This is a genomic window from Lelliottia sp. AC1, assembly GCF_023278595.1.
In the GTDB taxonomy this organism is placed as follows: domain Bacteria; phylum Pseudomonadota; class Gammaproteobacteria; order Enterobacterales; family Enterobacteriaceae; genus Enterobacter; species Enterobacter nimipressuralis.
On sequence record NZ_CP025699.1, the window covers coordinates 4,016,346 to 4,043,341 of the forward strand.

A 26,996-nucleotide genomic window follows, 5' to 3' on the forward strand; every position below is an offset into this window, starting at 1 on the left:
GCGACTCCACTAGCCCTGAACGATCTTCTTCACCGCACTGGCAAAGCGGTTCATACCGTCATCGATATCCTGCCCTTCAATCACCAGCGACGGCGCAAAGCGCATCACATCCGGCCCGGCATTCAACACCATCACCCCTTCGTGGGCAGCGGCGTGGAGGAAATCGCGCGCGCGACCTTTGTACTGCGGCTTCAGTTCCGCACCGACTAACAGTCCCATGCCGCGAATATCGCTGAACACGTCGTACTGCGCGTCGATCTGCTGAAGATGCTGCACAAACTGCTCACGCTTCGCGTTTACGCCGTTCAGCACTTCCGGGGTGTTGATAATATCGAACGCCGCCCCGGCGATCGCGCACGCCAGCGGGTTGCCGCCATAAGTGGAGCCGTGAGAGCCAACGTGGAAGGCTGAGGCGATCTCTTGCGTCGTCAGGACGGCGCTCACCGGGAAACCGCCGCCGAGCGCTTTGGCGCTGGTCAGGATATCCGGCGTTACGCCGTAGTGCATATAGGCAAACAGATCGCCGGTACGCCCCATACCGCTCTGCACTTCATCAAAGACCAGCAGCGCCTGATGCTCATCGCACAGCTCGCGCAGTCCTTTCAGAAATTCCGGCGTCGCGGCCATCACGCCGCCCTCGCCCTGGATCGGCTCAACCACCACCGCGCAGGTGTGATCGTCCATCACCGCTTTGACCGCATGCAGATCGTTAAACGGCACGTGGATAATATCAGCAGGTTTTGGACCAAAACCGTCGGAATATTTCGGCTGCCCGCCCACGGAAACGGTGAACAGCGAACGGCCATGGAAGGCGTTATGGAATGCAATAATCTTGCTTTTGTATGGGCTGTGACGCGTGGAAGCGTAATAGCGCGCCAGCTTAAAGGCGGTTTCATTGGCTTCGGTGCCGGAGTTCATGAACAGCACACGCTCGGCAAAAGTAGCATCAATGATCTTACGGCCCAGGCGCAGCGCCGGTTCGTTAGTGAACACGTTGCTGGTGTGCCACAGGGTTTCCCCCTGGGTTTTCAGCGCCTCAACCAGCGCCGGATGGCAGTGCCCCAGCGCCGTCACCGCAATGCCGCCCGCAAAATCAACGTACTCTTTGCCCTGTTGATCCCATACCCGACTGCCTTTCCCTTTCACCGGGATAAACTCCGCCGGTGCATAAACCGGCAGAATCACTTCATCGAATGTTGCGCGCGTAATTGCAGGTTGTTCAGTTGCCATGTCATGCCCGTCCGTTTTATGTCACATTAATTGTGAAAATATAATCACAAAATATGCATAAAAAACCACAACAAGGCAATAAAATTCAGCGATTGAGGAAATTGGCGAGAAGCTGGTGGCCCTGTTCGCTCAGAATGCTCTCCGGGTGGAACTGCACCCCTTCGAGGTCCCACTCGCGATGGCGAATGCCCATGATCTGCCGGGTGTCGCTCCAGGCGGTGACGTCAAAACACGCGGGAAGCGTGGGCGGGTCGATCACCAGCGAGTGGTAGCGCGTAACCGTCAGCGGGTTATTCAGCCCCTGAAACACCCCCACGCCGGTGTGGGTGACCGGTGAGGTTTTGCCGTGCATCACGCGTTCGGCACGAACAATGGTCGCACCAAACACCTGCGCGATAGCCTGATGACCGAGACAAACCCCCAGAATCGGCAGTTTGCCGGAATAGTGGCGGATGACCTCCAGCGAAATACCCGATTCGTCAGGCGTACACGGTCCCGGTGAAATCACGATTTTCTGCGGGGCCAGTGCGTCGATATCAGCCAGCGTAATGTCATCGTTGCGCCGGACAATGACCTCTGCACCCAGTTCACAAAAGTACTGGTAAAGGTTCCAGGTAAAGGAATCGTAGTTATCAATCAACAGGATCATGGCGGCTCCGGGACAAAAATAGCCGCCCTATTCTACTCAGTTTCCCGCGCTTCGCTCACTACTTTGGCAAAGATGGCGTTGAGCGCGGTCAGATCGCCCATCGCCCCGCTCTGGTTGGCCGCCGACCACGTATCCGGATCGATCCCCTGCCAGCTCAGCTGATAGCCCGCATGGATCGCCAGCTGCTCGAAGAAGACGCGCTGCGCGATGCCGTTGCCAATGCGAAACGGGTGCAGCACGTTAATCTCGCAGTAGTAGTGGCTGAGTCTGGCAATAAACGCCTCGCGCTCAAGACCGGTCAGATAGTGCTCCTCCTCCAGGTCCTGCATCAGGGCGTTGCCCTCTTTTTCGATGTAGGCAAAATGGCAGAAACGGGTATCGCCCTGATAAATATCGACCTCACGAATCGCCCCCGCCCAGCTAAAAATATCCTGATAAAGGTGGCGATGGATGGCGCACAGATGCGGCAACCCACGGGCCGGCGGGCCGAGAGGCAGCGTGGCCGCGCGCAGGGCGGTGAGTTCGTAGGAGGCCTGTGCCAGGCGCTCTGCCTGACGAATACTGAGCGCATTACGCATCACATTCAGGCCGGGATAGAGGTACGGATCGCGGTCGTCACCAATTTTATCGCTCATAGTGCCTCCTGAGTTCCTGAATACGAACCTCGGCGTCCTGCGCACTGAGCGTGACTAACGGGCTATCGACGCCTTCGAGACGACGGCTGGCCTGGAAATTGGTATTTCGCTGTTGCTCCCAGAGACGGGATTTTTGCTTATCGGTGAGTTTTTTCACTTAACGCCTCCCTGAATGTGTCCGTTTGCCACAAGTATAAGCAGCAAACTGCGCTTTCGCAGGGAGGGGAAAGCAATGCGGGCGAGAATGCCCGCAGAGGAGAATCTTACGGCAGCACTTTTGCGGAGAGGATAACTACCGGTTTTGTCGGCACATTCTGGTATGGACCGACGTCGTGGGTCTGCACCTGAGAGATCTTGTCCGCCACGTCCATGCCTTTCACAACTTTACCGAAGACCGCATAACCAAAATCACGCTGACCGTGATCGAGGAAGGCGTTATCAGCAACGTTCAGGAAGAACTGGCTGGTCGCGCTGTCTTTGTCGGCAGTACGTGCCATGGAGATGGTGCCACGGGTGTTACGCAGGCCGTTATCGGCTTCGTTTTTGATCGGCGCGTTAGGCTGTTTCTGCTGCATCTGCTCGTTAAAACCGCCGCCCTGGAGCATGAAGCCCGGGATCACGCGGTGGAATGTGGTGTTGTTATAGAAACCGCTATTGACGTAATCAAGGAAGTTTTTCACAGAAACAGGAGCTTTCTGGCTATTCAGTTCCAGCTCAATATTCCCGGCGGACGTTGTCAGCAAAACATGGGGGTCGCCTTTCGCTGCGAGAACAGCAGGAGAGACAGCAGAAAGAGCAAACACAGCTGCGACAGCCGCCAGAGTTGATTTGAGCATGAGAATTCCTTAAAAAAGCGCGGTAAATAAGGCAAGTTGCTTGATTCTAAAGAGCAGTATGGATGGAGGCCAGCCTTTTACCTAATTTTACGAATTTGAAACAGTTGTAACGGCGCAAACAGTTGAATCCAGCGGGTAAAAAGGTGACTTACGTCATGATAAATACTGTAACGATGATCATAATTTTCAGAAAAGATTTAAATAGATCACTTTAATGACTAAAATCTGCCCGCACTTCGCGCGTCAACGCGCTTTACGTACATATACAAGGCAGACATGACTAACAGCAACCGCATCAAGCTCACATGGATCAGCTTCTTCTCGTACGCCCTCACCGGCGCACTGGTGATCGTCACCGGGATGGTAATGGGCAATATTGCCGATTATTTCCAGCTACCTGTTTCCAGCATGAGTAACACCTTCACCTTCCTGAACGCCGGGATCCTGATTTCGATCTTTTTAAACGCCTGGCTGATGGAAATCGTGCCGCTGAAAACGCAGCTGCGCTTCGGCTTTGTGCTGATGGTCGCCGCCGTGGCGGGCCTGATGGTCAGCCACAGTATCGCCCTGTTCTCGGCGTCGATGTTCGTTCTCGGGCTGGTCAGCGGGATCACCATGTCCATCGGGACTTTCCTGATCACCCACATGTATGAAGGCCGCCAGCGCGGCGCGCGTCTGCTGTTCACCGACTCGTTCTTCAGCATGGCGGGGATGATCTTCCCAATGGTGGCCGCCGTTCTTCTGGCGCGTAGCATCGAGTGGTACTGGGTTTATGCCTGCATCGGGCTGGTGTACGTCGCTATCTTTATTCTGACCTTCGGCTGCGATTTCCCGGTACTGGGCAAAAAAGCGGTGCAAACGTCTGAGCCGGTGGTGAAAGAGAAATGGGGAATCGGCGTGCTGTTCCTCTCCATTGCCGCGCTGTGCTACATCCTCGGCCAGCTGGGCTTTATCTCGTGGGTGCCGGAATATGCCAAAGGGCTGGGCATGAGTCTGAACGACGCCGGTAAACTGGTGAGTGATTTCTGGATGTCTTACATGTTTGGCATGTGGGCGTTTAGCTTCATCCTGCGCTTCTTCGATCTGCAGCGCATCCTGACCGTGCTGGCGGGCCTGGCAACCGTGCTGATGTATCTGTTCATCAACGGTTCGCCGGAGCATATGCCGTGGTTCATTCTGACCCTCGGTTTCTTCTCCAGCGCGATTTACACCTCGATCATTACGCTCGGCTCCCTGCAAACCAAAGTGGCGTCGCCGAAGCTGGTGAACTTTGTGCTGACCTGCGGCACCATCGGCACCATGCTGACTTTCGTGGTGACCGGTCCAATCGTGGCGCACAGTGGCCCGCTGGCAGCCCTGCACACGGCTAACGGCCTGTACGCCGTGGTGTTCGTGATGTGTCTGATTCTGGGCTTTGTCACCCGCCACCGTCAGCACAACACGGCAGCGGCTTCTCACTAATGCCTACGCCCCTTTGCCATCGGCAAAGGGGCTGTTTCGGGTAAAACTCACTTCCTCTCCCCCGCTATCGGTTTGTATCCACGTTTGCGCCAGCTGTGTGGTGGCGACCACCCGTCCCTGACGAATCGACCAGCGCACCGGCACCTGACAACGCACCGCTTCGAAACCGCTCTCAGCAGGCAGAATAATCAGGTTCGCCGGATGACCCGTTTCGATGCCGTAATCCGTCAGGCCAAACGTTCTGGCGCTGTTGTGCGTGATCAGGTTTAACCCGCTGTCGATTTGCGGATAGCCCATCATCTGGCAAACATGCAGCCCCATGTGCAGCACCTGCAACATATTGCCCGTCCCCAGCGGATACCAGGGATCAAAGACGTCATCATGACCGAAGCAGACGTTAATTCCTGCCTCGAGCAGCTCTTTCACGCGAGTGATGCCGCGGCGTTTCGGATAGTCGTCAAAACGACCTTGCAGATGTATATTCACCAGCGGATTGGCGACAAAGTTGATGTCTGACATTTTCAGCAGGCGGAACAGGCGCGACGTGTAAGCACCGTTGTAGGAGTGCATCGCCGTGGTATGGCTGGCGGTCACGCGATGGCCAATGCCCGCCTCATACGCCAGCATGGCGACGGTTTCGACGAAGCGCGACTGCTCATCGTCGATCTCATCGCAGTGGATATCCAGCGGGCGGTCATATTTTTTCGCCAGCGCGAAGGCGATGTGCAAGGACTCCACGCCGTACTCGCGGGTAAATTCAAAGTGCGGGATCGCCCCGACCACATCGGCCCCCAGTTTTAAGGCCTCCTCCAGCAGCGCCGCGCCGTTGGGATAAGAGAGAATGCCTTCCTGCGGGAATGCGACGATTTGCAGCGTGACCCACGGCGCCACTTCCTGCTTCACTTCCAGCATCGCTTTCAGGGCGGTCAGGGTCGGATCGGAGACATCCACATGGGTGCGCACGAACTGGATGCCGTTGGCAATTTGCCACTTCAGCGTTTTCCACGCGCGGGCTTTGACATCGTCATGGCTGAGCAGCGCCTTGCGTTCGGCCCAGCGTTCGATACCTTCAAACAGCGTCCCCGACTGGTTCCAGCTCGGTTCCCCGGCGGTTTGCGTCGTATCCAGATGAATATGAGGCTCGATAAACGGCGGAATCGCCAGTCCACCGCGAGCGTTAAGCACTTCATAACTTTCGTCATGAGCGTCGCGCATCGGGGTGATCTCTGCAAAACGGCCATTCTCAATGCCGATTTGCCATAGCCCTTCCCGGCCAGGTAACCGAACATTCTGAACCAGCCAAAGCGGTGTTGTCGTCATACCTTTCTCCCGAAAAATGCGGCTGAAATTAAGGGGTACGTCATCGTAATCATTAGCCCCCTAATTTGTATATAAATTAGACGCTCGCGAAAAGCGTGCTATTTCCATGACTTATAAAAATCCTGACAAATCAGTCATATACCCACTAAGTGGTAGGTTAAGGCGTATTTGATTTGCATCAATAAGTGCCCCTGCTGAATCGTTAAGGTAGGCAGTAATAGAAAAGAAATCGAGGCAAAAATGAGCAAAGTCAGACTCGCTATTATCGGTAACGGCATGGTCGGCCACCGCTTTATTGAGGATCTCCTTGATAAAGCTGACGCTGCCCAGTTCGATATTACCGTCTTCTGTGAAGAACCCCGCAAAGCATACGATCGTGTACACCTCTCTTCCTACTTCTCTCATCACACCGCGGAAGAACTTTCGCTGGTGCGCGAAGGTTTCTACGAGAAGCATGGCGTTAAGGTGCTGGTGGGCGAACGCGCTATCACCATCAACCGCCAGGAAAAAGTGATCCACTCCAGTGCCGGACGCACGGTTTTTTACGATAAGTTGATCATGGCGACTGGCTCTTACCCGTGGATCCCGCCAATCAAAGGCTCGGAAACGCAGGATTGCTTCGTTTATCGTACCATTGAAGACCTCAAAGCGATCGAATCCTGTGCACGCCGCAGTAAACGCGGTGCGGTAGTCGGCGGCGGTCTGCTGGGCCTCGAAGCGGCAGGCGCGCTGAAAAACCTGGGGGTCGAAACCCACGTCATCGAATTTGCCCCGATGCTGATGGCTGAACAACTCGACCACATGGGTGGCGATCAGCTGCGCCGTAAAATCGAAAGCATGGGTGTGAAAGTTCACACCAGCAAAAATACCAAAGAGATCGTTCAGGAAGGCACCGAAGCGCGTAAAACCATGCGCTTTGCCGACGGCAGCGAGCTGGAAGTCGACTTCATCGTCTTCTCCACCGGTATCCGTCCGCGCGATAAAATGGCGACCCAGTGCGGTCTGGCCGTGGCTCAGCGCGGCGGGATCATGATTAACGACGCCTGTCAGACCTCCGACCCGGACATTTACGCCATCGGCGAATGCGCCAGCTGGAACAACCGCGTGTATGGTCTGGTGGCACCCGGCTACAAAATGGCGCAGGTCGCCGTTGACCATATTCTCGGTAACGAAAATGCCTTCACCGGCGCGGACATGAGCGCCAAGCTGAAACTGCTCGGCGTGGACGTCGGCGGGATCGGCGATGCGCACGGTCGCACACCAGGCTGTCGCAGCTACGTTTACCTCGACGAAAGCAAAGAAGTCTACAAACGCCTGATCGTCAGTCAGGACAACAAAAACCTGCTGGGTGCGGTGCTGGTGGGGGATACCAGCGATTTCGGTAACCTGCTGCAGCTGGTCCTGAACGCCATCGAACTGCCGGAAAACCCGGACGCGCTGATCCTGCCGGCTCACGCCTCCAACGGTAAACCTTCCATCGGCGTGGATAAACTGCCCGACAGCGCGCAGATTTGCTCCTGCTTCGACGTGACCAAAGGCATGCTGATTTCGGCGATCAACAAAGGCTGCCATACCGTCGCCGCCCTGAAAGCCGAAACCAAAGCCGGTACCGGCTGCGGCGGCTGTATTCCGCTGGTCACCCAGGTGCTGAACGCCGAACTGGCGAAACAGGGCATCGAAGTGAACAACAACCTGTGTGAGCACTTCTCTTACTCACGCCAGGAGATTTACCACCTGATCCGCGTGGAAGGCATCAAAACCTTCGACGAACTGCTGCAAAAACACGGTCAGGGCTACGGCTGCGAAGTCTGTAAACCGACCGTCGGTTCACTGCTGGCCTCCTGCTGGAATGAATACATCCTGAAGCCAGAGCACACGCCGCTGCAGGATACCAACGACAACTTCCTGGCGAACATCCAGAAAGACGGGACTTACTCCGTGATCCCACGTTCCGCCGGTGGCGAAATCACCCCGGAAGGGCTGGTGGCCGTGGGCCGCGTGGCGCGCGAATTTAACCTGTACACCAAAATCACCGGTTCCCAGCGTATCGGCCTGTTTGGCGCGCAGAAAGATGACCTGCCGGAAATCTGGCGTCAGCTGATCGAAGCGGGCTTCGAAACCGGTCACGCGTATGCCAAAGCGCTGCGTATGGCGAAAACCTGCGTCGGCAGCACCTGGTGCCGTTACGGCGTAGGCGATAGCGTGGGCTTCGGCGTTGAGCTGGAAAACCGCTACAAAGGCATCCGTACCCCACACAAAATGAAGTTTGGCGTCTCCGGCTGTACCCGCGAATGTGCGGAAGCGCAGGGTAAAGACGTGGGGATTATCGCCACCGAAAAAGGCTGGAACCTATACGTATGCGGTAACGGCGGGATGAAACCGCGTCACGCCGACCTGCTGGCGGCCGATCTCGATCGCGAAACTTTGCTCAAGTATCTCGACCGCTTCATGATGTTCTACATTCGTACCGCCGACAAACTGACCCGTACCGCCTCCTGGCTCGATAACCTGGAAGGCGGCATCGAATACCTGAAATCGGTGATCATCGACGATAAACTTGGCCTGAACGAGCATCTGGAAGAAGAGATTGCCCGCCTGCGCGAGGCCGTCATTTGCGAGTGGACAGAAACCGTCAACACGCCAGCCGCGCAGGTTCGCTTCAAACACTTTATCAACAGCACCCAGCGCGATCCGAACGTACAGGTTGTTCCTGAGCGCGAGCAGCACCGTCCGGCAACGCCATACGAGCGCATTCCGGTGACTCTGGTGGAGGAAAACGTATGAGCCAGTGGGTAAACATCTGCAAAATCGACGACATCATTCCGGCAACCGGCGTCTGTGCGCTGCTGGGCAACGAGCATGTGGCGATCTTCCGCCCGCGCCACGATGAACAGCTCTTCGCGATCAGCAATATCGATCCGTTCTTTGAGGCCAGCGTGTTGTCTCGCGGCCTGATTGCTGAACACCAGGGCGAGCTGTGGGTCGCCAGCCCGCTGAAAAAACAGCGTTTCCGCTTAACGGACGGGCACTGTATGGAAGATGAAAGTCACTCTGTGAAGCACTACGACGTTCGCGTGAAAGACGGCAACGTGCAGCTGAAAGGCTAAACCAGAACGGGAGGCGCAATGCCTCCCGTACGTTTCACATGTTTTCTGTATGACGCTTGTCGTTACGGGTATGCTACTCACAAAGCGGAGCATCCGACTCCGTAAACCATCGCAACTGTTCAGGCGAAAGCCCACTCTTAAGAGGTAATGTCGTGGATCACCTGCCGATTTTCTGTCAATTACGCCATCGCGACTGCCTGCTGGTGGGCGGTGGCGATGTCGCTGAACGCAAAGCGCGTCTGCTGTTAGAAGCGGGTGCCCGACTGACGGTGAATGCCCTCGCCTTTGACCCTCAGTTCACCGTATGGGCGCAGGAAGGCATGCTGACACTGGTCGAAGGCGAATTTGACGAAGCGCTGCTCGATACCTGCTGGCTGACCATTGCCGCTACAGATAACGACGAAGTGAACCAGCGCGTCAGCGACGCCTGTGAAACCCGCCGTATTTTCTGCAATGTGGTCGACGCGCCAAAAGAGGCCAGTTTTATTATGCCGTCGATTATCGACCGCTCGCCGCTGATGGTGGCGGTGTCGTCCGGCGGCACCTCTCCGGTGCTGGCGCGTTTGCTGCGTGAGAAACTGGAAGCGATACTGCCTCAGCATCTTGGTCAGGTGGCGCACTACGCGGGGCAACTCCGCTCGCGAGTGAAGAAAACCTTCGCCACCGTTGGCGAGCGCCGTCGCTTCTGGGAAAAATTCTTTGTAAACGATCGCCTGGCGCAGTCGCTGGCAAATCAGGATCAGAAAGCCATCACCGAGACCACTGAACGCCTGCTGACCGAGCCGCTGGACCATCGCGGTGAAGTAGTGCTTGTGGGCGCAGGGCCGGGTGACGCGGGGCTATTGACCCTGAAAGGGCTGCAGCAGATCCAGCAGGCGGATATCGTGGTTTACGATCGTCTGGTCTCTGATGACATCATGAATCTGGTGCGCCGCGACGCTGACCGGGTCTTCGTGGGTAAACGCGCCGGGTATCACTGCGTGCCGCAGGAAGAGATTAACCAGATTCTGCTGCGCGAAGCGCAAAAAGGAAAACGCGTGGTGCGCCTCAAGGGCGGCGATCCGTTTATCTTTGGGCGCGGCGGCGAAGAGCTGGAAACGCTCTGCAATGCGGGTATTCCGTTCTCGGTTGTACCGGGAATTACGGCAGCGTCCGGCTGCTCGGCCTACTCCGGTATTCCGCTGACTCATCGCGATTACGCCCAGAGCGTGCGCCTGGTGACGGGCCACCTGAAAACCGGCAGCGAGCTGGACTGGCATAACCTGGCCGCAGAGAAACAGACGCTGGTGTTCTACATGGGGCTAAACCAGGCGGCCACCATCCAGGAAAAACTGCTGGAACACGGTATGCCGGAGGATATGTCGGTGGCGCTGGTGGAAAACGGCACCGCCATTACGCAACGCGTGGTGAGCGGCGTTCTGACTCAACTGGGTGAACTGGCGCAGCAGGTGGAAAGCCCGGCGCTGATCGTTGTCGGCCGCGTGGTCGAACTGCGCGAAAAGCTGAACTGGTTTTCCAACCATTAATCTTACCCCCGCATATTCACACTTCAGGGAGTAGTCTTTAACCGGACTACTCCCGCCTGACACCTGCCGATAACATACCGCCTGCGAAATGGAATCTTTTCCATTAATTCCCTCATTTTACATCCAAAAGTACGGCTCCATTACAAGGAAAGTGTATGTTTAAACTGGCAAAAGCCGCTGTGTTAGTTGGCTTGTTATCTACCCTGACGGCGTGTACGGGTCACGTGCAAAACACCAAAAACAACTGCGGCTATGATTACTTCCTGCACCCTGCGATCTCGATTTCGAAAATGATCGGCGGCTGCGGCCCGGCGGCAGAACAGCCGTAAGTCTTTTTCAGGCACAAAAAAACCGGGAATATCCCGGTTTTTTTTTGGTGCAGAGCGGTTGTTTCGCCGGTTACGCTCGCGCTTTCCCGGTCTACGTCAAACCACCCGGCAACGGCTTACGGCTTACCTACAAACCCAATCGCGTCATACACCGCTTTCAGGGTTTCAGACGCACGAGCGCTGGCTTTATCGGCACCGTCGCGCATCACGTTGTTCAGGAACGCTTCGTCGTTACGGAAACGGTGATAACGCTCCTGCAGGTCAGTCAGCATGCCGGAAACCGCCTCAGCCACTTCCCCTTTCAGGTGACCATACATTTTGCCTTCGAAGTGCTGCTCAAGCTCAGGGATGCTCTGACCGGTCACGCCGGAGAGAATATCCAGCAGGTTTGATACGCCCGCTTTGTTCTGCACGTCGTAGCGAACAACAGGCGGCTCGTCGGAGTCGGTCACTGCACGCTTAAGCTTCTTAACCACCGCTTTCGGATCTTCCAGCAGGCCGATCACGTTATTGCGGTTATCGTCGGACTTGGACATCTTCTTCGTCGGCTCAAGCAGAGACATTACGCGCGCGCCGGATTTCGGAATGAACGGCTCTGGTACTTTAAAGACATCACCATAAATGGCATTGAAGCGCTGGGCGATATCACGGCTAAGCTCCAGATGCTGTTTCTGGTCTTCACCGACCGGGACCTGGTTAGTCTGGTACAGCAGAATATCTGCCGCCATCAGCACCGGGTAGTCAAACAGACCGGCGTTGATGTTTTCGGAGTAGCGCGCAGATTTGTCTTTGAACTGGGTCATGCGGCTCAGTTCACCGAAATAGGTGTAGCAGTTCAGCGCCCAGCCGAGCTGTGCGTGTTCTGGCACGTGAGACTGCACGAAGATGGTGCTTTTCTCAGGATCGATGCCACAGGCCAGGTACAGCGCCAGCGTATCCAGCGTCGCTTTGCGCAGTTTTTCTGGATCCTGACGCGCGGTAATCGCGTGTAAATCCACGATGCAGTAGATGCAGTGATAATCATCCTGCATGTTGACCCACTGACGTAACGCACCCATGTAGTTACCAATGGTCAATTCACCTGAAGGCTGTGCGCCACTAAATACGATGGGCTTAGTCATTTTTCGATTCCTGATGTTCACTGTGCGAAAGCCCGAGTGCGGGCAGTAAATCTTTGAAGTGATCGAACACCACGTCCGGCTCACTCAGCGTAATGGCTTCACCGTAGTTGTAGCCATAGGTTAGGCCGACAGAGGGGGATCCTGCCGATTTGGCCGCCAGAATATCATTGCGCGAATCGCCGACAAAGAGCAGCTGTTCAGGCGATAACGACAGTTTTCCTGCCACCAGTAAGATCGGCTCAGGATGCGGCTTTTTGTTTTGTACGTCATCACCGCCGACGATCACGGAGAAGTACTTCGCGATGCCCAGCGCTTCAAGCAACGGAGCAACAAACGGCGTTGGCTTGTTGGTTACCAGCGCCAGCGGCAGGCCGTTAGAATGCAGCGCGCTAAGGGTTTCCACCACGTCCGGGAACAGGAAGCTGCCCTCTTCCACCGTCTCTTCATAGTACCGATTGAAGAGTTTACGCAGGACGCGTAACTGCTCGTCCTGAGGGATATCCGAGTGATCAACGCCGGGTTTACCCTGCGCGGCGCGCTGAATCGCACGCTCCTGGCGCGCCCATGTCAGGGCACGTTCCATCAGCACATCTGCGCCGTTACCGATCCAGGTCACTACGCGATCTTCGCCTGCCATCGGCAGTTCGAGCGCATACAGCGCCTGATCCACGGCGCTGGTTAAACCTGGCGCGCTGTCGACCAGCGTGCCATCGAGGTCGAACGCGACGCCCCGAATTGCCTTCAACTTATCCATGACTTACCTTTGCCAGTTCAGCGCGCATTTCTTCAATGACTTTTTTGTAATCCGGTTGGTCGAAAATCGCCGAGCCGGCAACGAACATATCCGCACCCGCCGCCGCGATTTCGCCGATGTTGTTGACCTTCACGCCGCCGTCCACTTCCAGTCGGATGTCATAGCCAGACTCATCAATACGACGGCGTACTTCGCGCAGTTTATCCAGCGTTTGCGGGATAAAGGACTGGCCGCCAAAGCCTGGGTTAACGGACATCAGCAGGATCACATCCAGCTTATCCATGACGTAATCAAGGTAGCTGAGCGGGGTTGCCGGGTTAAACACCAGGCCCGCTTTGCAGCCGTTTTCTTTAATCAGCTGCAGCGTGCGATCGACATGCTCGGAGGCTTCGGGATGGAAGGTAATGATGCTGGCCCCTGCGGCGGCAAAATCCGGCACAATGCGATCGACCGGTTTCACCATCAGGTGAACGTCAATCGGGGCGGTGATGCCGTAGTTACGCAGCGCTTTCAGAACCATCGGGCCGATGGTCAGGTTCGGCACGTAGTGGTTGTCCATGACGTCGAAATGGACCACATCCGCACCGGCGGCTAAGGCGTTGGCCGTATCTTCACCCAGGCGGGCGAAATCGGCTGACAGAATTGAGGGAGCAATCAAAAACTGTTTCATCCGCATCTCCTTGAAATGTAGTTACCGGCGGGCGAAACGGCTCAGGGTCGATAAAGAGCCAGCAGTTCGTCCACCTTTTTACGTGTGCCGCCGTTGCTGCTGATACTGCGCCGCACTTTAAGCTGAATACGATCGTTCGCCGCTTTGTACCACTCGCGAGTATCAGGCGTATCATGGTTCGAAATTAACACCGTGATTTGCTTACTGACCAGCTTTTCCGCCATTTCAGCCAGATGAGCCTGCTCTTTCGGGCTGAAGCTGTTGGTGTGATAGGCGGTAAAATTCGCCGTGGCCGAGAGCGGGGCGTAAGGCGGATCGCAATAAACCACGGAGTCTGCGTTCGCCATTTCCATGCACTTTTCATACGAGATGCAATGGAACTCCGCTTTCTGTGCCTTTTCGGCAAAATGCTGCAGCTCGGCCAGCGGGAAGTAGGGACGCTTGTAGCGGCCAAACGGCACGTTAAATTCACCCTTCAGGTTGTACCGGCACAGGCCATTGTAGCCATGACGGTTCAGATACAAGAACAACTGCGCGCGACGGAACGCATCCGTGCTCTGGTTGAACTCGGCGCGATACTGATAGTAGGCGTCCGGGTTGTTGTTCTCTGGGGTAAAGAGTTGACGCGCCGCATCGATATACTCATCTGTCTGAGTTTTAACGATGTTGTAGAGGGTAATGAGATCGCTGTTGATATCCGCAAGGATATAGCGAGAAAAGTCGGTGTTCAGGAACACCGACCCGGCGCCCACGAAGGGCTCGATAAGACACTCGCCTTTCGGCAGATGTTTATTAATATCGTCGAGCAGGGGGTATTTCCCCCCCGCCCATTTTAGAAAAGCGCGATTTTTTTTCATGCTGACTAACTAATTACACCTTCTCCGGCTGTGGAAAAAGCTCCGACAGCATCCTGCGCTTTAACCATTACTTCAAATCAGCCTGAACCTGATGAATCGGTTTCGCCCACGGGTTTTTCGCCTGAACATCCGCAGGTAACGCGGCAACTGCGCGTTTCGCTTCGTCTTTAGACGCGTACACACCGCTCACCAGCACATACCAGGGTTGTCCGTTGCGGGTCGTCTGATAAACCACATAGTTTTTCAGATTCGATTTCTTCGCCCAGCCGTTCAGATTGTCGTAGCTGGAAGAGCTGCTCAACTGAAGCGTGTAGTTGCTGGAAGGCGCTGATTTCAGCGAACCCACGTTGCCCGTAGATTTACCCGTGGCTGCAGCGCTGGCCGTTGCCGTCGCGGCTGGCGCAGGCGTGGCTGCTGGCGTTGAGGTCGTGGCCTTCGGTGCAGTCGTCGTCGCAGCAGGCGCTTTCACGGCTGCGGTTTCGGTCTGCTTAGGCTGTGCAACAGGTTTCGCTTCTGGCGCTTTCGCAACCGTCTGCGGTTTGGTTTCACGCTTCGGCTCAATGACAGCCTGTTTGCGCTCTGGTCGAGGCGCAGTCTGGGTCTGAGTCTGACGCGGTTTGGTTTCCGTTGCTGCGGTTTGCGGTTGAGCCGCGCCACCACGAATCGGTGCTACCGTTGCAGGCTCGGTTGGCAGCGTAGAGTTAGCCACTACGTTGTTCACCTGATCCTGACTCTGCGGTTGGGTCAGTGCGTTATTCAGATCGCCCTGAACTTCTACACGCTGCTGGCCTTCTGGCGTAGCAGGCGTTTGACCCTGAGTTGGCGTTGAGGAGACAGGCGGCAGAGAAACATCCTGCGTCGCATTTGCAGTCTGCTCAGCAGATGTTGTGCCAGGCGCAGGCTGCGCACCATTGGCCTGATCGGCAGTGTCATTCCCCGAAAGATTAATGCTCTTTTCGGCAGAAGGCGTCTGCTCAGTGGAATCTGTTGACGGTGCTTTCAGCGCGGAGCCGATGCCGATAATCAGCAGCAGCAGGACAAACACGCCAAGGCCCATCATGATGTACTGGCGGGAAGCCGGTTTTTTGGCTGCCGCTTTACGTTTGCGTGGGCGACGCTCTACAGGCTCTTCGTCCATTGAATCTTCTTCGGACTCATAACCCTCTTCTTCTTCTCGCTCATCACGCGCATTGCGGCTGCGGGACGGACGACGATCGTCTGCATCCAAATCAACATCGTCAAAGTTGATTTGCGGCTCGTTATCACGTTCTGAAGATTGACGAGAACGACCAGTACGACGATCGCTGGGATCGGGTTTCAGCTCGTCTTCTGGTTTGAATTCATCCATTTAACACCCCACTCAAAGGCTCATGCTTACGACGTTGCATTGCACCTGAATCTAAATAGCCACCTTTGACAGTAGCCAGACCTTTCTAGTTGTTACGCCTGCTGGCAATCAGCAATCGCGCCAAGAACCACTTCGTGCGACACTCCGCCGCGCACTTCACTCTTCCCTATTGCCAGCGGGAGGACTAAACGCATCTCGCCAGCCAATACTTTTTTATCACGCATCATGTGGGGTAAATACGCTTGCGAAGACATCTCGCGTGGTCCCGTCACGGGTAAACCCGCGCGCTCCAGCAGCGTGATGATGCGTTGAGTCTCTTCTTTCGTGAACTGACCCAGACGTTCGGAGGTGCGAGCAGCCATGACCATGCCTGCAGCGACCGCTTCACCATGAAGCCAGTTGCCGTAGCCCATTTCGGCTTCAATCGCGTGACCGTACGTATGCCCCAGATTCAGTAAAGCACGTAAGCCGGTTTCCCGCTCGTCCGCTGCAACGACTTCTGCTTTCAGCTCACAACAACGGCGGATGCAATACGCCAGTGCCTGACCGTCAAGGTTAAGCAGCGCATCCATGTTCTCTTCCAGCCAGGTGAAGAACTCACCGTCAAGAATAATGCCGTATTTGATCACTTCAGCAAGGCCTGACGCCAGTTCGCGTTTAGGCAGGGTTTTCAGACAGTCGAGATCCACCACCACCGAAGCGGGCTGGTAGAACGCGCCAATCATGTTTTTGCCAAGCGGATGATTGACGGCCGTTTTGCCGCCAACTGAGGAGTCGACTTGCGAGAGTAACGTGGTAGGAATTTGAATAAAACGAACACCACGTTGATAACTTGCCGCAGCAAACCCCGTCAGATCGCCAACAACACCACCGCCCAGGGCAAGTAGTGTCGTATCGCGACCATGCGGTTTTTGCAGTAATGCGGTGAAGACGGTATCGAGTACCGCCAGGCTTTTATACTGCTCGCCATCAGGCAGAATCACACTGTCGACCTTCACGCCTGCCTGTTCCAGCAGATGACGAATCTTGTCGAGATAAAGCGGAGCCAGAGTCTCGTTGGTGACCAGCATTGCCTGATCACCCGCTTTCAGTGGTAAGAAGGAAGCTGGATCGTTAAACAAGCCAGCCGCGATGGTGATAGGGTAACTACGTTCCCCGAGAGTAACTGTAATCCTCTCCATGACGCGACATCCACCTTAAATGCTTATACCCGTGGGCGAGTGTATATAAAGCCAGAATCAGTTGCTTTCCAGCATATGAATAATCTGGTTTGCAACCACTTTAGCGCTCTGATCGTCGGTACGAATGGTTACATCAGCAATCTCTTCGTACAGTGGATTGCGCTCACCGGCCAATGCTTCCAGAACTTCACGTGGAGGCGTTTCAACTTGCAGTAACGGGCGCTTTTTATCGCGCTGCGTCCGTGCCAGCTGTTTTTCGATGGTCGTCTCAAGATAGACCACAACGCCGCGGGCGGAGAGACGGTTACGAGTTTCGCGAGATTTTACAGAACCACCGCCCGTTGCCAGCACGATGCCCTGTTTTTCCGTAAGTTCATTGATAACTTTTTCTTCACGGTCACGGAAACCTTCTTCGCCTTCTACATCGAAGACCCAGCCCACATCAGCTCCGGTTCGTTTCTCAATCTCTTGATCAGAATCGTAAAATTCCATATTGAGTTGTTGAGCCAACTGGCGCCCAATAGTGCTTTTGCCGGCACCCATAGGCCCAACCAGAAAGATATTGCGTTTCTCTGCCATTTTTTCGGTACTACTAAGACTATTCGTTAATGGTAATCCCCGCTTCGCAGACACTCAGCGTAGCAGGACATGAACTGAAACCTCATATGCGATAGTGCGAGAGTCAGACTAAAAATTATCTCAGTAGTCCTGCTTGTTTGGCAACTGATTAAATCACCACGCCAGATGCTTAAAGCAACAAGAGGTAAGATTAGGAGAAGCTGAAACTCAAATCGGTACTCCTTGTATGCTAATTCATGCCCCACGTCAAACATCTGCAACAAACTGGCTGCAAAATCCTCGCGGGGATCGTTTCCATTATTGAATACTAATCAGACGCGGTGTGATGAAGACCACCAGCTCGCGCCGCTCGTTATCCTTGCCGTCGTGGCGAAAGAGTTGCCCCACCCAGGGAAGTCCACCGAGACCCGGAATACTGTCACTGCCCGTTTTATTCTTTTGCGAGAAAATTCCACCCAGCGCGAGTGTTTCACCGCTTTTTACTTCTACCTGCGTTTCGATTTCCTGTTTATCAATCGCCAGGGTTTCGCCATCGGCCTGCTGTAAAACCTGGCCAGGCATGTTTTCGCTAATGTGTAACTTTAATCGCACGCGGCCATTTGGAAGCACCACGGGCGTCACTTCCATCCCCAGCACCGCCTCTTTAAACTCCACCGATGTCGCCCCGCTCTCACCACTGGACACCTGATACGGAATTTCACTGCCCTGTTTGATACTGGCAGGCTGCATATGCGACGCCAATAGCCGTGGGCTGGCGATGATCTCCAGCTGCTGCTTTTGCTCCAGTGCCGACAGCTCCAGATCCAACAGCCTGCCGTCGATCCGTCCAATATTAAATCCGACGTGCGTTGTGGCGCTCGCCACTGACAAATCGGCACCCAGCGTGGTGACTTGTCCCGGTGAACCGGCACTCTGCGCCTCCGCCAGATTCCACTTCACCCCCAGTTCACGCAGGCTTTTTTCATTGATGGTGACGATATGGGCGGCGAGTTCCACCTGCGCCACGGGCAGGTCCATCTGTTCGACCCAGTGCTCCAGAGAATCGAGTACCACGGGGATATCCCGCACCAGCAGGCGGTTGGTGCGTTTATCCACGGAGAGACTGCCCTTGGGGCTGAGCTGTTTTTCTGCCGCTTTTTGCAGCTCGGTGACATCCGCGTAGGCTAAAGAGAGCGCGCGCGAGGAGAGCGGCACATTCAGTTTCTGCTGTGCCAGCTCCTCCTCTTTTCGCGTCTGCTGCTCATGTTGCCCTGCAGCAGTGTTGACATAGAAAATACCGCCCTCTTCGCGCAGCACCAGTCCGGCGCTGGTCACGACGATGTGCAGCGCCTGCCGCCACGGCACATGGGTGAGATGCAGCGAAAGCGCGCCTTTCACGTCCGGTGCAACAATCAGATTACGGCCCTCAAGCTCCACCAGTGACTGTAAAATCTGCACCACGGGTACGTCATCCACCGCCAGAGTGACGGGTTTTGGCACTGCGGCCCATGTCGGCATGCTGAGCATCATCAGCAGGATGATTCTCCTGAGTCGTTTCATTCTTCGTTCCCTCTCGTTGCCATCGCCACGCTTTCGGCTCGCATCCCTCGCCAAGCCCGACGACCATTTCCGTTTCATTGAATGTCAGCACCTGCCAGCCCGCTGGCAGTCGTTCGCCCTGCCGTATGCGATGCCAGCGCTCCTCTTCATCCTTGACGATACCCACAGCACTTCCGCTCTGGATCATCCCCTGATAGCGCCAGCGCGCTAATGTCCCTGTGGCACAGCGATCGTCCGGCGGGCGAAAGGGGTCACGCATGCCGGTGAGCAGCGCCAGTGAACACAAAATCAGACAGCGCAGCTCAGTTCGCATCGGTGTTCTCCACCTGCAAAACCAGCTGTAACCGCGTCTCCTCCGGCTTGACGGAAAACCCGCTCACTCCCATCCCACGCTGCGCAAGCCGCTCAAACAAGGCCGGAATCTGCGCCCAGTCTACTTTCAGCGTTAATTCACCTCCCTTCGCGCCAGGCAGCCAGCGCACCAGCCGCACGCCGTCGGTTTGAAAATCCAGTGGAGAAAACAGCAGCGACGCGGGGATCACAGGCGCAGCCAAAACCGGATGTGGCTGCGCTTCACTCGCCCATAATTCAGCGCGCTCTGCGCCAGCCTGACTTCGCTTTGCCTCAAGCTGTGTCAGCTGCTGAATAACCGGTCGCACCAACAGCAGCCAGGCACCCAGCAGTACAGCGACGGTAAAAAGGCTCCAGCAGAACAGGCGCGTGCGCGGTAGAAATTCATACCAACGTTCATAAAAGAGGCGCACGGTTCACCCCTGACTCGTGAGGGTAAAACTGAACGTCCAGCGTCCCTCAGCGTCCTGCTGCATTTCACCCGCAGGCCCGAGAATAAAACCCGGCAGTTGCCTGAGCGACGCCGCCAGTGCAGAAAGCGCGACGGGTGTCGCGGCAAACCCCGTCAACATTAGCCGAGGCTTCTGGTACTGAAGCTGTGTCAGCCACGCCTGCTCCGGCATCTTTGATGCCAGTGAAACCAACGATGATTGCCAGGCCTGTGTTTTCGCGCGCTGTACGCCAGCTTGCAGGGTTTGCGGGTGCGCTTTCTGCTGCGCCTGCCACTGTGCGCGATGGGCGTGCAGTTTTTGTTGAATCACGCGCTCACCCGCCAGATGCGCCTCCAGCGCCCGCACCTTAAGCCCATCGCCAGTTCGCAGGTTTATCATCACGGCAAGAGAAACCAGACCGGAGCCTGCAAAAAGCCATACCCAAAAACGCCAGCAGGCGTGCTGTTGTTGATGGCGCCACGGCAAAAAGTTAGTCGTTGTCACTCGAAGAGTTCTCCCATCGCGAGGGCCAGAGCAACGGTAAAATCCGCGCCACATTCAGGCAGCGGCGGCTGGGAACGTGCCAGCAGGCTAAAGGGATCACGCGCTGCGGCGTCGAAGAGCGCGATATCCTCAGGGCTGAGCGCTAACAGGGCCGCCAGCTCGGCCACATCTTTCGCCTCATCCGCGCGTTTTCGCCCCCACTGGTGACGCATCGACCATAGCCAGTGCTGGCCATCGCACCACGCCACGCACTGCGCGGGAGGGTCAAGAAGCGGCAGGAGATTCGCCAGCGCCGCAGCGTCGGGCGTAATCGCCGCCACATGCAGACGCAACGACTCCCCGAGCGTTAACAGCGCCGCCACCTCCTGGTTTTGTGCGGCTGTCACGTGAAAGGCACGGCTAAAGGTGTCTTGCGTATAGTCAAAGCACAGCGCTTCTGGCGGCATTTCCAGTTCACGGGAGATCGCTGAGGCAATCCACAACGCCTGTTCACTGTCGCGTAACGTCAGCGCCGGAGCAGACAGCGTCTTTTGCAGCGTGCGGGCGGCCGGAAATGCGATAAACAGGCGGTGATAATGGGGCAGTGCCTGACTCCAGTCCCTCAGCGCCGCAACCAGTTGTTCCGGCTGGATAATTTTCCCGTCGCGGATAATTCCCGCTGGTAGCGGGATACGCCACCAGCGGCGCAGACACCACCCGGTGCGCTCCTGGGTGACTGAGACAGCCAGAACGCTATCTTGTTGAAGATGAAAACCTGTTCGCCACGTTTTGAAAGCCATACTTCACGATCTCCTTATCGCCCGTCAGGTGACGGCTCTATCAATGCTTCAGGCTTGCCTTTATACTACCGCGCGATTGTTTAGAAACTGCCCAAGTGAAACTAAATGGGAAATCTCCAGTGAAGTTCGTAAAGTATTTATTGATCCTTGCAGTCTGTTGCATTCTGCTGGGAGCAGGCTCGATTTATGGTTTGTACAAATATATTGAGCCGCAACTACCCGATGTCGCCACACTGCGTGATGTGCGACTCCAGATCCCAATGCAGGTCTATAGCGCCGATGGCGAGTTGATCGCCCAGTACGGCGAAAAACGACGTATCCCGCTGACCCTTAACCAGATTCCGCCGGTGATGGTGAAAGCCTTTATCGCCACGGAAGACAGCCGTTTTTACGAACACCATGGCGTCGATCCGGTGGGGATTTTCCGTGCCGCCAGCGTCGCGCTGTTCTCTGGTCGTGCCTCTCAGGGGGCGAGTACCATCACGCAGCAGCTGGCGCGTAACTTCTTCCTCAGCCCGGAAAAAACCCTGACGCGTAAGATCAAAGAGGTGTTTCTTGCCATTCGCATCGAGCAACTGCTGAGCAAAGACGAGATCCTCGAGCTTTACCTCAACAAGATCTATCTGGGCTATCGCGCCTATGGCGTAGGTGCAGCAGCGCAGGTCTATTTCGGTAAACCTGTCGATCAGTTGACCTTAAGCGAGATGGCGACCATTGCCGGTCTGCCGAAAGCGCCGTCAACGTTCAACCCGCTCTACTCCCTCAACCGCGCCACTGCGCGTCGTAACGTGGTGTTGTCGCGCATGCTGAGCGAAGGCTACATCAGCCAGACTGAGTACGATCAGGCGCGCAACGACGCCATCGACGCCAACTATCACGCGCCGGAAATCGCCTTCTCTGCCCCCTATCTGACTGAAATGGTTCGACAGGAGATGGTCAGCCGTTACGGCGAGCAGGCGTATGAAGATGGCTACCGGATCACCACTACCATCACCCGCAAAGTGCAGCAGGCGGCACAGCAGGCGGTGCGTAACAACGTGATGGATTACGACATGCGTCACGGCTACCGTGGCCCGTCGAACGTGCTGTGGAAAGTGGGCGAAAGCGCATGGGACAGCAAAAAAATCATCGACTCCCTGAAAACGCTGCCGACCTATGGGCCGCTGTTACCGGCAGTCGTCACCCGTGCCGATCCGCAGGAAGCCACCGCGATGATGGCCGACGGCACCTCCGTGTCGCTGCGCATGGACGGTATCCGCTGGGCGCGTCCGTATCGCTCTGATACAGCGCAAGGCCCGACGCCGCGTAAAGTGACCGATGCAGTGCAAACCGGACAGCAAATCTGGGTGCGTCAGGTGAACGACGCCTGGTGGCTGGCGCAGGTTCCCGACGTGAACTCCGCGCTGGTGTCGATCAATCCGCAAAACGGTGCCGTGATGGCGCTGGTTGGCGGCTTTGATTTCAACCAGAGCAAATTCAACCGTGCGACGCAGGCGCTGCGCCAGGTCGGCTCGAACATCAAACCGTTCCTGTATACCGCAGCGATGGATAAAGGTCTGACGCTGGCGAGTATCCTCAACGACGTACCGATTTCACGCTGGGATGCGGGTGCCGGTTCCGACTGGCAGCCGAAAAACTCCCCGCCGGAATATTCAGGCCCTATCCGTTTACGCCAGGGTCTGGGGCAGTCCAAAAACGTGGTGATGGTTCGCGCGATGCGCGCAATGGGCGTCGATTACGCGGCAGAGTACCTGCAGCGCTTCGGCTTCCCGGCGCAAAATATTGTGCATACGGAATCGCTGGCCCTCGGCTCCGCCTCCTTTACGCCATTACAGGTGGCACGCGGTTACTCCGTGATGGCTAACGGCGGCTTCCTGGTCGACCCATATTTCATCAGCAAGATTGAAAACGATCAGGGCGGCGTGCTGTTTGAGGCGAAACCGAAAATCGCCTGTCCGGAGTGCGATATTCCGGTGATTTATGGCGATACGCCAAAATCAAACGTGCTGGATAACAAAGATATGGAAGACGTTGCTCAGTCGCAGGAGCAGCAAAACGCCGTCGTTCCGCAGCCGCAGCTTGAGCAGGCAAACCAGGCGCTGGTCGCCCAAAGCGGCGCGCAGGAGTATGCACCGCACGTGATCAACACGCCGCTGTCGTTCCTGATCAAAAGCGCGCTGAACACTAACATCTTTGGGGAACCGGGCTGGCAGGGTACGGGCTGGCGTGCGGGGCGTGATTTGCAGCGCCACGATATCGGCGGTAAAACCGGCACCACCAACAGCTCGAAAGACGCCTGGTTCTCGGGTTACGGCCCGGGCGTGGTGACCTCCGTGTGGATCGGTTTTGACGATCACCGCCGCGATTTAGGTCGCACGACGGCATCCGGCGCGATTAAAGACCAGATTTCGGGTTACGAAGGCGGAGCGAAGAGTGCGCAGCCAGCCTGGGACGCTTACATGAAAGCAGTTCTTGAGGGCGTACCAGAGCAGCCGCTTACCCCTCCGCCAGGTATCGTGACGGTGAATATCGATCGCAGCACCGGTCAGTTAGCGAACGGTGGTAACAGCCGGGCAGAGTATTTCATCGAAGGCACGCAGCCGACCACACAGGCAGTGCATGAGGTGGGAACCGAGCTTATCGATAACGGCGAGACGCACGAGTTGTTCTAAGAAGTAAAATGCAAAACGGCAGCCCTGGGGCTGCCGTTTTTAACAATCCAGGCCGGGTAAGGTAATACCACCCGGCTTTTTTACGCGCTACAGCCGACCCTGTCCTTTCAGCCATTCCCTCACCAGGAACAGCGCACTCACGTTACGCGCTTCGTTAAAATCGGGTTCTTCCAGCAGATCCATCAGATGCGCCAGTGGCCAGCGCACCTGCGGCAGCGGCTCAGGCTCATCCCCTTCCAGCTTCTCCGGATAGAGATCTTCTGCCAGCACGATATTCATTTTGCTGGAGAAATAGGACGGCGCCATGCTCAGCTTTTTCAAAAACGTCAGATCTTTCGCGCCAAAACCCACTTCCTCTTTCAGCTCGCGATTCGCCGCTTCAAAAACGGTTTCACCGGGATCGATAAGCCCTTTCGAGAAACCCAGCTCATAGGATTCTGTGCCCACCGCATATTCGTGGATCAGGATCAGGTGATCGTCCACAATGGGGATGATCATCACCGCCTCGCGCGTGGAGGGACGCATACGTTCATATACGCGACGCACGCCGTTGCTGAACTCCAGGTCGACACTTTCCACCGTAAACAGGCGTGATTTGGCGACGGTTTCAACATTCAGAATGGTGGGCTTTTGTAAGGGTTTGCTCATCTTGATGGGTCTTTGCTGTGTGAACTGAGTGCATTGTGCGATACGCCGCACGGTTTCGGCAATGTCAATCGCTCTTTATTTACATTTTTGCAACGTATCGTGAGTTAATCCTCATTTCACAACAAAAGTCAAGAGGTTGAAATAACTCCAGGAATTTGCTGATATCCCGCCTTCGCTGCCTTTGCTATTATCTCCGGTCACTGGGATGCGCTTCAAAACGCTCAAGTTCGACTCCATACTTGCCGATAGCCAACCACAGAGACTCATTCACGGTAAAGGGTGCAACTGACAACACCTGAAGATAAGTAAGATGGGGAAAGCATGAGCACCATTCTAATAATTTTCGTTGCTATGCTGGCCTGCGCATTGCTCGCAGGGTGGTTATTCAGGCGTCGGGCACAACGGCAATACCGTCTGCCTTTTTTAAACGCCTTTGCCGGAGCCACCACGCGCAAACTCGCACCTGAAGAGCGCAGCGCGATTGAAAATTACCTCGATACGTTGAACCGTGTCCTGCAGACGCCAGGCCCGACCGGCGCCAGCACCGCGCCCATCTCCCTGACGCTGAACGCGCAAAGCGATACTGTGCTCTGCGTGACGCGCTCGATCACCCGCTACGGCATTAACACCGACGATCCCAATAAATGGCGCTACTATCTCGACTCCGTCGAGGTGCATCTGCCGCCGTTCTGGGAACAATATATTAATGACGAAAATAGCGTTGAGCTGATCCATACGGATTCCATCCCGCTGGTGATTGCCCTGAATGGCCATACACTGAGCGAATATGTTCAGGAAGCGCCGCGCTTTGCGCTGGAACGCACCAGCGGCACGCAGGCCTCCATTCGCGGCGAAGAGACCGAGCAGATCGAACTGCTGAATATTCGCCAGGAAACCCACGAAGAGTACGCCCTCAGCCGCCCGGACGGCATTCGTGAAGCGGTCCTTATTGTCGCTGCCTTCCTGCTCTTTTTCTTCTGCCTGATGACGCCTGACGTCTTCGCACCGTGGCTCGCGGGCGGCGCCGTTCTGCTGCTGGCCGCAGGCCTGTGGGGATTGTTCGCGAAACCGGCCAAAACCGCGCTGCGTGAGATCCACTGCCTGCGCGGTACGCCAAAGCGCTGGGGCCTGTTCGGCGAGAACGATCAGGAGCATATCAACAACATTTCGCTCGGGATTATCGACCTGATCTATCCCCGCCACTGGCAGCCGTGGATCGCCCAGGATTTAGGGCAGAAAACCGATATCGATATTTACCTCGACCGCCACGTCGTGCGTCAGGGCCGTTTCTTATCGCTTCATGATGAAGTGAAAAACTTCCCGCTGCAGCACTGGCTGCGCAGTACCGTCATCGCCGGTGGCGCTGCGCTGGTGCTGGCGATGCTGATTTTGCTGGTGCCGCTCGATATGCCAATCAAATTCACTCTTTCCTGGATCAAAGGCGCACAAACCATTGAAGCCACCAGCGTTAATCAGCTGGAAGAGGCCGGTGTGCGCGTGGGTGATACGCTGAAGCTGAAAGGAACGGGCATGTGTAATATCCATGCGCCTGGCACCTGGAACACGCGGCAGAATTCACCGTTTACGCCGTTTGATTGCTCACAAATCATCTGGAACGACGCCCCACCGCTGCCGCTGCCGGAATCAGACACGGTCAGCAAAGCGACAGCCCTGACGCAGGCGCTGAGCCGCCAGCTTCATCCAAAGCCGGAAGACAACTCCCGTGTAAGCCAGTCCCTGCGCGCCGCGATTCAGAAATCCGGAATGGTGCTGCTGGATGATTTTGGCGACATCGTGATGAAAACCCAGGATTTATGCTCTGCGGAAGATGAGTGTGTACGTCTCAAAAACGCGCTGGTGAATCTCGGGAACAGCAAAGACTGGGAAGCGCTGGTGAAACGCGCTGACGCAGGGCGTCTCGATGGCGTGAACGTTCTGCTGCGCCCGGTGAGTGCCGAATCGCTTGAGAATCTGGTGACCACCTCCACCGCACCGTTTGTGATGCGGGAAACCACCCGCGCGGCCCAGGCGTTAAACAGCCCGGCACCGGGTGGGTTTGTGATTGTCAGCGACGAGGGCAGCGATTTGGTCGACCAGCCTTACCCGCCGGTGGCCCTGTATGATTATCCGGCGCAGGATCAGTGGGGCGAATTCCAGCGCCTGGCGCAGATGCTGATGCAAACGCCGTTCAGTGCAGAAGGGATTGTGACGGGCATTTTCACGGACGCCAACGGCACGCGCCACGTTGACCTGCACCGTATGCCGGACAGCGCCGGATTGTGGCGTTATATCGGCACCACCCTGCTGATGCTGGCAATGCTGGTGTGCATTATCTGGAACGGGATTGCCGCTCTGCGCCGCTACCAGCGCTCGCGAACGCGTCTTGCCGAGATCCAGCAGTACTACGAGAACTGCCTCAACCCGCAGCTCATCCCCGCGCCTGACAGCCTGATCGGATAATACCGCTGC

The 26,996-nt window shown here is 56.1% G+C and carries 26 protein-coding genes; 7 read left to right on the forward strand and 19 right to left on the reverse strand.

From position 1 onward, the window contains the following. Positions 1–9 precede the first annotated feature (9 nt). The 5 genes from C0560_RS19170 to ppiA all read right to left on the reverse strand — a co-directional run bounded on the left by C0560_RS19170 (position 10) and on the right by ppiA (position 3,350). Positions 10–1,230, reverse strand: a complete 1,221-nt coding sequence (locus tag C0560_RS19170; RefSeq protein WP_123429778.1) for an aspartate aminotransferase family protein — start codon at positions 1,228–1,230, stop codon at positions 10–12. Between the two features lie 85 nt (positions 1,231–1,315). Beyond that, entirely contained in the window at positions 1,316–1,879 is a 564-nt protein-coding gene (gene pabA / locus C0560_RS19175; RefSeq protein WP_129034796.1) for an aminodeoxychorismate synthase component 2, read from the reverse strand. 32 nt (positions 1,880–1,911) lie between these two features. Beyond that, the gene (locus C0560_RS19180) at positions 1,912–2,514 is read right to left on the reverse strand and encodes a putative adenosine monophosphate-protein transferase Fic (protein ID WP_248859249.1); all 603 of its coding nucleotides are present in this window, start codon (positions 2,512–2,514) and stop codon (positions 1,912–1,914) included. Then, the gene (locus C0560_RS19185) at positions 2,504–2,671 is read right to left on the reverse strand and encodes a YhfG family protein (protein WP_100778622.1); all 168 of its coding nucleotides are present in this window, start codon (positions 2,669–2,671) and stop codon (positions 2,504–2,506) included. Before C0560_RS19185 ends, C0560_RS19180 begins: the two co-directional genes overlap by 11 nt. 106 nt (positions 2,672–2,777) lie before the next feature. Beyond that, positions 2,778–3,350 (reverse strand): peptidylprolyl isomerase A, encoded by a 573-nt coding sequence (gene ppiA / locus C0560_RS19190; RefSeq protein WP_095283699.1) that lies wholly within the window; start codon positions 3,348–3,350, stop codon positions 2,778–2,780. Positions 3,351–3,626: 276 nt separating this feature from the next. Between ppiA and tsgA the strand changes: the two genes are divergently transcribed. Beyond that, a complete protein-coding gene (gene tsgA, locus C0560_RS19195) occupies positions 3,627–4,811 on the forward strand; it encodes an MFS transporter TsgA (protein WP_102105346.1) in 1,185 nt (394 codons plus the stop codon). Between the two features lie 3 nt (positions 4,812–4,814). Here tsgA and C0560_RS19200 read toward each other — a convergent pair whose 3' ends face one another. After that, positions 4,815–6,131, reverse strand: coding sequence for a cytosine deaminase (locus tag C0560_RS19200; RefSeq protein ID WP_123429780.1), 1,317 nt, complete (start codon positions 6,129–6,131; stop codon positions 4,815–4,817). A gap of 240 nt (positions 6,132–6,371) precedes the next feature. Here C0560_RS19200 and nirB point away from each other — a divergent pair, with 240 nt between their 5' ends. From nirB to C0560_RS19220, 4 genes are all read left to right on the forward strand, one after another. After that, complete coding sequence (gene nirB, locus C0560_RS19205; RefSeq protein WP_100778619.1) at positions 6,372–8,915, forward strand: nitrite reductase large subunit NirB; 2,544 nt, start codon at positions 6,372–6,374, stop codon at positions 8,913–8,915. Then, on the forward strand, positions 8,912–9,238 hold the full coding sequence (gene nirD / locus C0560_RS19210; protein WP_102105343.1) for a nitrite reductase small subunit NirD: 327 nt from the start codon (positions 8,912–8,914) through the stop codon (positions 9,236–9,238). The genes nirB and nirD overlap by 4 nt, the downstream gene beginning before the upstream one ends. 152 nt (positions 9,239–9,390) lie before the next feature. After that, positions 9,391–10,764 carry a siroheme synthase CysG gene (cysG, locus tag C0560_RS19215; protein ID WP_194513804.1) on the forward strand — a complete coding sequence of 458 codons (1,374 nt, stop codon included), beginning with the start codon at positions 9,391–9,393 and terminating at the stop codon, positions 10,762–10,764. Between the two features lie 155 nt (positions 10,765–10,919). Beyond that, positions 10,920–11,093: a YhfL family protein gene (locus C0560_RS19220; protein WP_100778616.1), complete on the forward strand. Its 174-nt coding sequence runs from the start codon at positions 10,920–10,922 to the stop codon at positions 11,091–11,093. Positions 11,094–11,209: 116 nt separating this feature from the next. Here the strand turns inward: C0560_RS19220 and trpS are convergent, their stop codons facing one another. The 12 genes from trpS to C0560_RS19280 form a co-directional block, all read right to left on the reverse strand. Beyond that, positions 11,210–12,214, reverse strand: a complete 1,005-nt coding sequence (trpS, locus tag C0560_RS19225; protein WP_100778615.1) for a tryptophan--tRNA ligase — start codon at positions 12,212–12,214, stop codon at positions 11,210–11,212. Then, entirely contained in the window at positions 12,207–12,968 is a 762-nt protein-coding gene (gene gph, locus C0560_RS19230) for a phosphoglycolate phosphatase (protein WP_100778614.1), read from the reverse strand. The genes trpS and gph overlap by 8 nt, the downstream gene beginning before the upstream one ends. Continuing rightward, positions 12,961–13,638: a ribulose-phosphate 3-epimerase gene (gene rpe / locus C0560_RS19235; protein WP_100778613.1), complete on the reverse strand. Its 678-nt coding sequence runs from the start codon at positions 13,636–13,638 to the stop codon at positions 12,961–12,963. Before rpe ends, gph begins: the two co-directional genes overlap by 8 nt. Before the next feature lie 41 nt (positions 13,639–13,679). Further along, positions 13,680–14,495, reverse strand: a complete 816-nt coding sequence (gene dam / locus C0560_RS19240) for an adenine-specific DNA-methyltransferase (RefSeq protein WP_100778612.1) — start codon at positions 14,493–14,495, stop codon at positions 13,680–13,682. A gap of 67 nt (positions 14,496–14,562) precedes the next feature. Further along, positions 14,563–15,843 (reverse strand): cell division protein DamX, encoded by a 1,281-nt coding sequence (gene damX, locus C0560_RS19245; RefSeq protein ID WP_248859250.1) that lies wholly within the window; start codon positions 15,841–15,843, stop codon positions 14,563–14,565. Positions 15,844–15,935: 92 nt separating this feature from the next. Next, on the reverse strand, positions 15,936–17,024 hold the full coding sequence (gene aroB, locus C0560_RS19250; protein ID WP_100778610.1) for a 3-dehydroquinate synthase: 1,089 nt from the start codon (positions 17,022–17,024) through the stop codon (positions 15,936–15,938). Between the two features lie 57 nt (positions 17,025–17,081). After that, positions 17,082–17,603, reverse strand: a complete 522-nt coding sequence (gene aroK / locus C0560_RS19255; protein ID WP_010436374.1) for a shikimate kinase AroK — start codon at positions 17,601–17,603, stop codon at positions 17,082–17,084. Between the two features lie 297 nt (positions 17,604–17,900). Next, positions 17,901–19,142 (reverse strand): DNA uptake porin HofQ, encoded by a 1,242-nt coding sequence (gene hofQ, locus C0560_RS19260; RefSeq protein ID WP_248859251.1) that lies wholly within the window; start codon positions 19,140–19,142, stop codon positions 17,901–17,903. Continuing rightward, positions 19,051–19,455, reverse strand: coding sequence for a HofP DNA utilization family protein (locus C0560_RS19265; protein WP_248859253.1), 405 nt, complete (start codon positions 19,453–19,455; stop codon positions 19,051–19,053). Before C0560_RS19265 ends, hofQ begins: the two co-directional genes overlap by 92 nt. Then, entirely contained in the window at positions 19,445–19,906 is a 462-nt protein-coding gene (locus tag C0560_RS19270) for a DNA utilization protein HofO (protein WP_248859255.1), read from the reverse strand. Before C0560_RS19270 ends, C0560_RS19265 begins: the two co-directional genes overlap by 11 nt. 3 nt (positions 19,907–19,909) lie before the next feature. Next, positions 19,910–20,428, reverse strand: coding sequence for a PilN domain-containing protein (locus C0560_RS19275; protein WP_123429787.1), 519 nt, complete (start codon positions 20,426–20,428; stop codon positions 19,910–19,912). After that, positions 20,425–21,207, reverse strand: coding sequence for a DNA utilization protein HofM (locus C0560_RS19280; RefSeq protein ID WP_248859257.1), 783 nt, complete (start codon positions 21,205–21,207; stop codon positions 20,425–20,427). The genes C0560_RS19275 and C0560_RS19280 overlap by 4 nt, the downstream gene beginning before the upstream one ends. Positions 21,208–21,326: 119 nt before the next feature. On the opposite strand from C0560_RS19280, the gene mrcA reads away from it, so the two are divergent. Next, positions 21,327–23,879 (forward strand): peptidoglycan glycosyltransferase/peptidoglycan DD-transpeptidase MrcA, encoded by a 2,553-nt coding sequence (mrcA, locus tag C0560_RS19285; protein ID WP_100778603.1) that lies wholly within the window; start codon positions 21,327–21,329, stop codon positions 23,877–23,879. An 87-nt stretch (positions 23,880–23,966) separates the two neighbouring features. On the opposite strand, the gene nudE is transcribed toward mrcA, so the two are convergent. Beyond that, positions 23,967–24,527: an ADP compounds hydrolase NudE gene (nudE, locus tag C0560_RS19290; protein WP_100778602.1), complete on the reverse strand. Its 561-nt coding sequence runs from the start codon at positions 24,525–24,527 to the stop codon at positions 23,967–23,969. 321 nt (positions 24,528–24,848) lie between these two features. On the opposite strand from nudE, the gene C0560_RS19295 reads away from it, so the two are divergent. Further along, positions 24,849–26,987, forward strand: coding sequence for an intracellular growth attenuator family protein (locus C0560_RS19295; RefSeq protein WP_100778601.1), 2,139 nt, complete (start codon positions 24,849–24,851; stop codon positions 26,985–26,987). Positions 26,988–26,996 lie beyond the last annotated feature (9 nt).

Bases quoted from the DNA above. Each gene is read 5' to 3' on its own strand.
- C0560_RS19170 (WP_123429778.1), bottom strand. From the start codon at position 1,230: ATGGCAACTGAACAACCTGCAATTACGCGCGCAACATTCGATGAAGTG.
- pabA (WP_129034796.1), bottom strand. From the start codon at position 1,879: ATGATCCTGTTGATTGATAACTACGATTCCTTTACCTGGAACCTTTAC.
- C0560_RS19180 (WP_248859249.1), bottom strand. From the start codon at position 2,514: ATGAGCGATAAAATTGGTGACGACCGCGATCCGTACCTCTATCCCGGC.
- ppiA (WP_095283699.1), bottom strand. From the start codon at position 3,350: ATGCTCAAATCAACTCTGGCGGCTGTCGCAGCTGTGTTTGCTCTTTCT.
- tsgA (WP_102105346.1), top strand. From the start codon at position 3,627: ATGACTAACAGCAACCGCATCAAGCTCACATGGATCAGCTTCTTCTCG.
- C0560_RS19200 (WP_123429780.1), bottom strand. From the start codon at position 6,131: ATGACGACAACACCGCTTTGGCTGGTTCAGAATGTTCGGTTACCTGGC.
- nirB (WP_100778619.1), top strand. From the start codon at position 6,372: ATGAGCAAAGTCAGACTCGCTATTATCGGTAACGGCATGGTCGGCCAC.
- nirD (WP_102105343.1), top strand. From the start codon at position 8,912: ATGAGCCAGTGGGTAAACATCTGCAAAATCGACGACATCATTCCGGCA.
- C0560_RS19220 (WP_100778616.1), top strand. From the start codon at position 10,920: ATGTTTAAACTGGCAAAAGCCGCTGTGTTAGTTGGCTTGTTATCTACC.
- trpS (WP_100778615.1), bottom strand. From the start codon at position 12,214: ATGACTAAGCCCATCGTATTTAGTGGCGCACAGCCTTCAGGTGAATTG.
- gph (WP_100778614.1), bottom strand. From the start codon at position 12,968: ATGGATAAGTTGAAGGCAATTCGGGGCGTCGCGTTCGACCTCGATGGC.
- rpe (WP_100778613.1), bottom strand. From the start codon at position 13,638: ATGAAACAGTTTTTGATTGCTCCCTCAATTCTGTCAGCCGATTTCGCC.
- dam (WP_100778612.1), bottom strand. From the start codon at position 14,495: ATGAAAAAAAATCGCGCTTTTCTAAAATGGGCGGGGGGGAAATACCCC.
- damX (WP_248859250.1), bottom strand. From the start codon at position 15,843: ATGGATGAATTCAAACCAGAAGACGAGCTGAAACCCGATCCCAGCGAT.
- aroB (WP_100778610.1), bottom strand. From the start codon at position 17,024: ATGGAGAGGATTACAGTTACTCTCGGGGAACGTAGTTACCCTATCACC.
- aroK (WP_010436374.1), bottom strand. From the start codon at position 17,603: ATGGCAGAGAAACGCAATATCTTTCTGGTTGGGCCTATGGGTGCCGGC.
- hofQ (WP_248859251.1), bottom strand. From the start codon at position 19,142: ATGAAACGACTCAGGAGAATCATCCTGCTGATGATGCTCAGCATGCCG.
- C0560_RS19265 (WP_248859253.1), bottom strand. From the start codon at position 19,455: ATGCGAACTGAGCTGCGCTGTCTGATTTTGTGTTCACTGGCGCTGCTC.
- C0560_RS19280 (WP_248859257.1), bottom strand. From the start codon at position 21,207: ATGGCTTTCAAAACGTGGCGAACAGGTTTTCATCTTCAACAAGATAGC.
- nudE (WP_100778602.1), bottom strand. From the start codon at position 24,527: ATGAGCAAACCCTTACAAAAGCCCACCATTCTGAATGTTGAAACCGTC.
- C0560_RS19295 (WP_100778601.1), top strand. From the start codon at position 24,849: ATGAGCACCATTCTAATAATTTTCGTTGCTATGCTGGCCTGCGCATTG.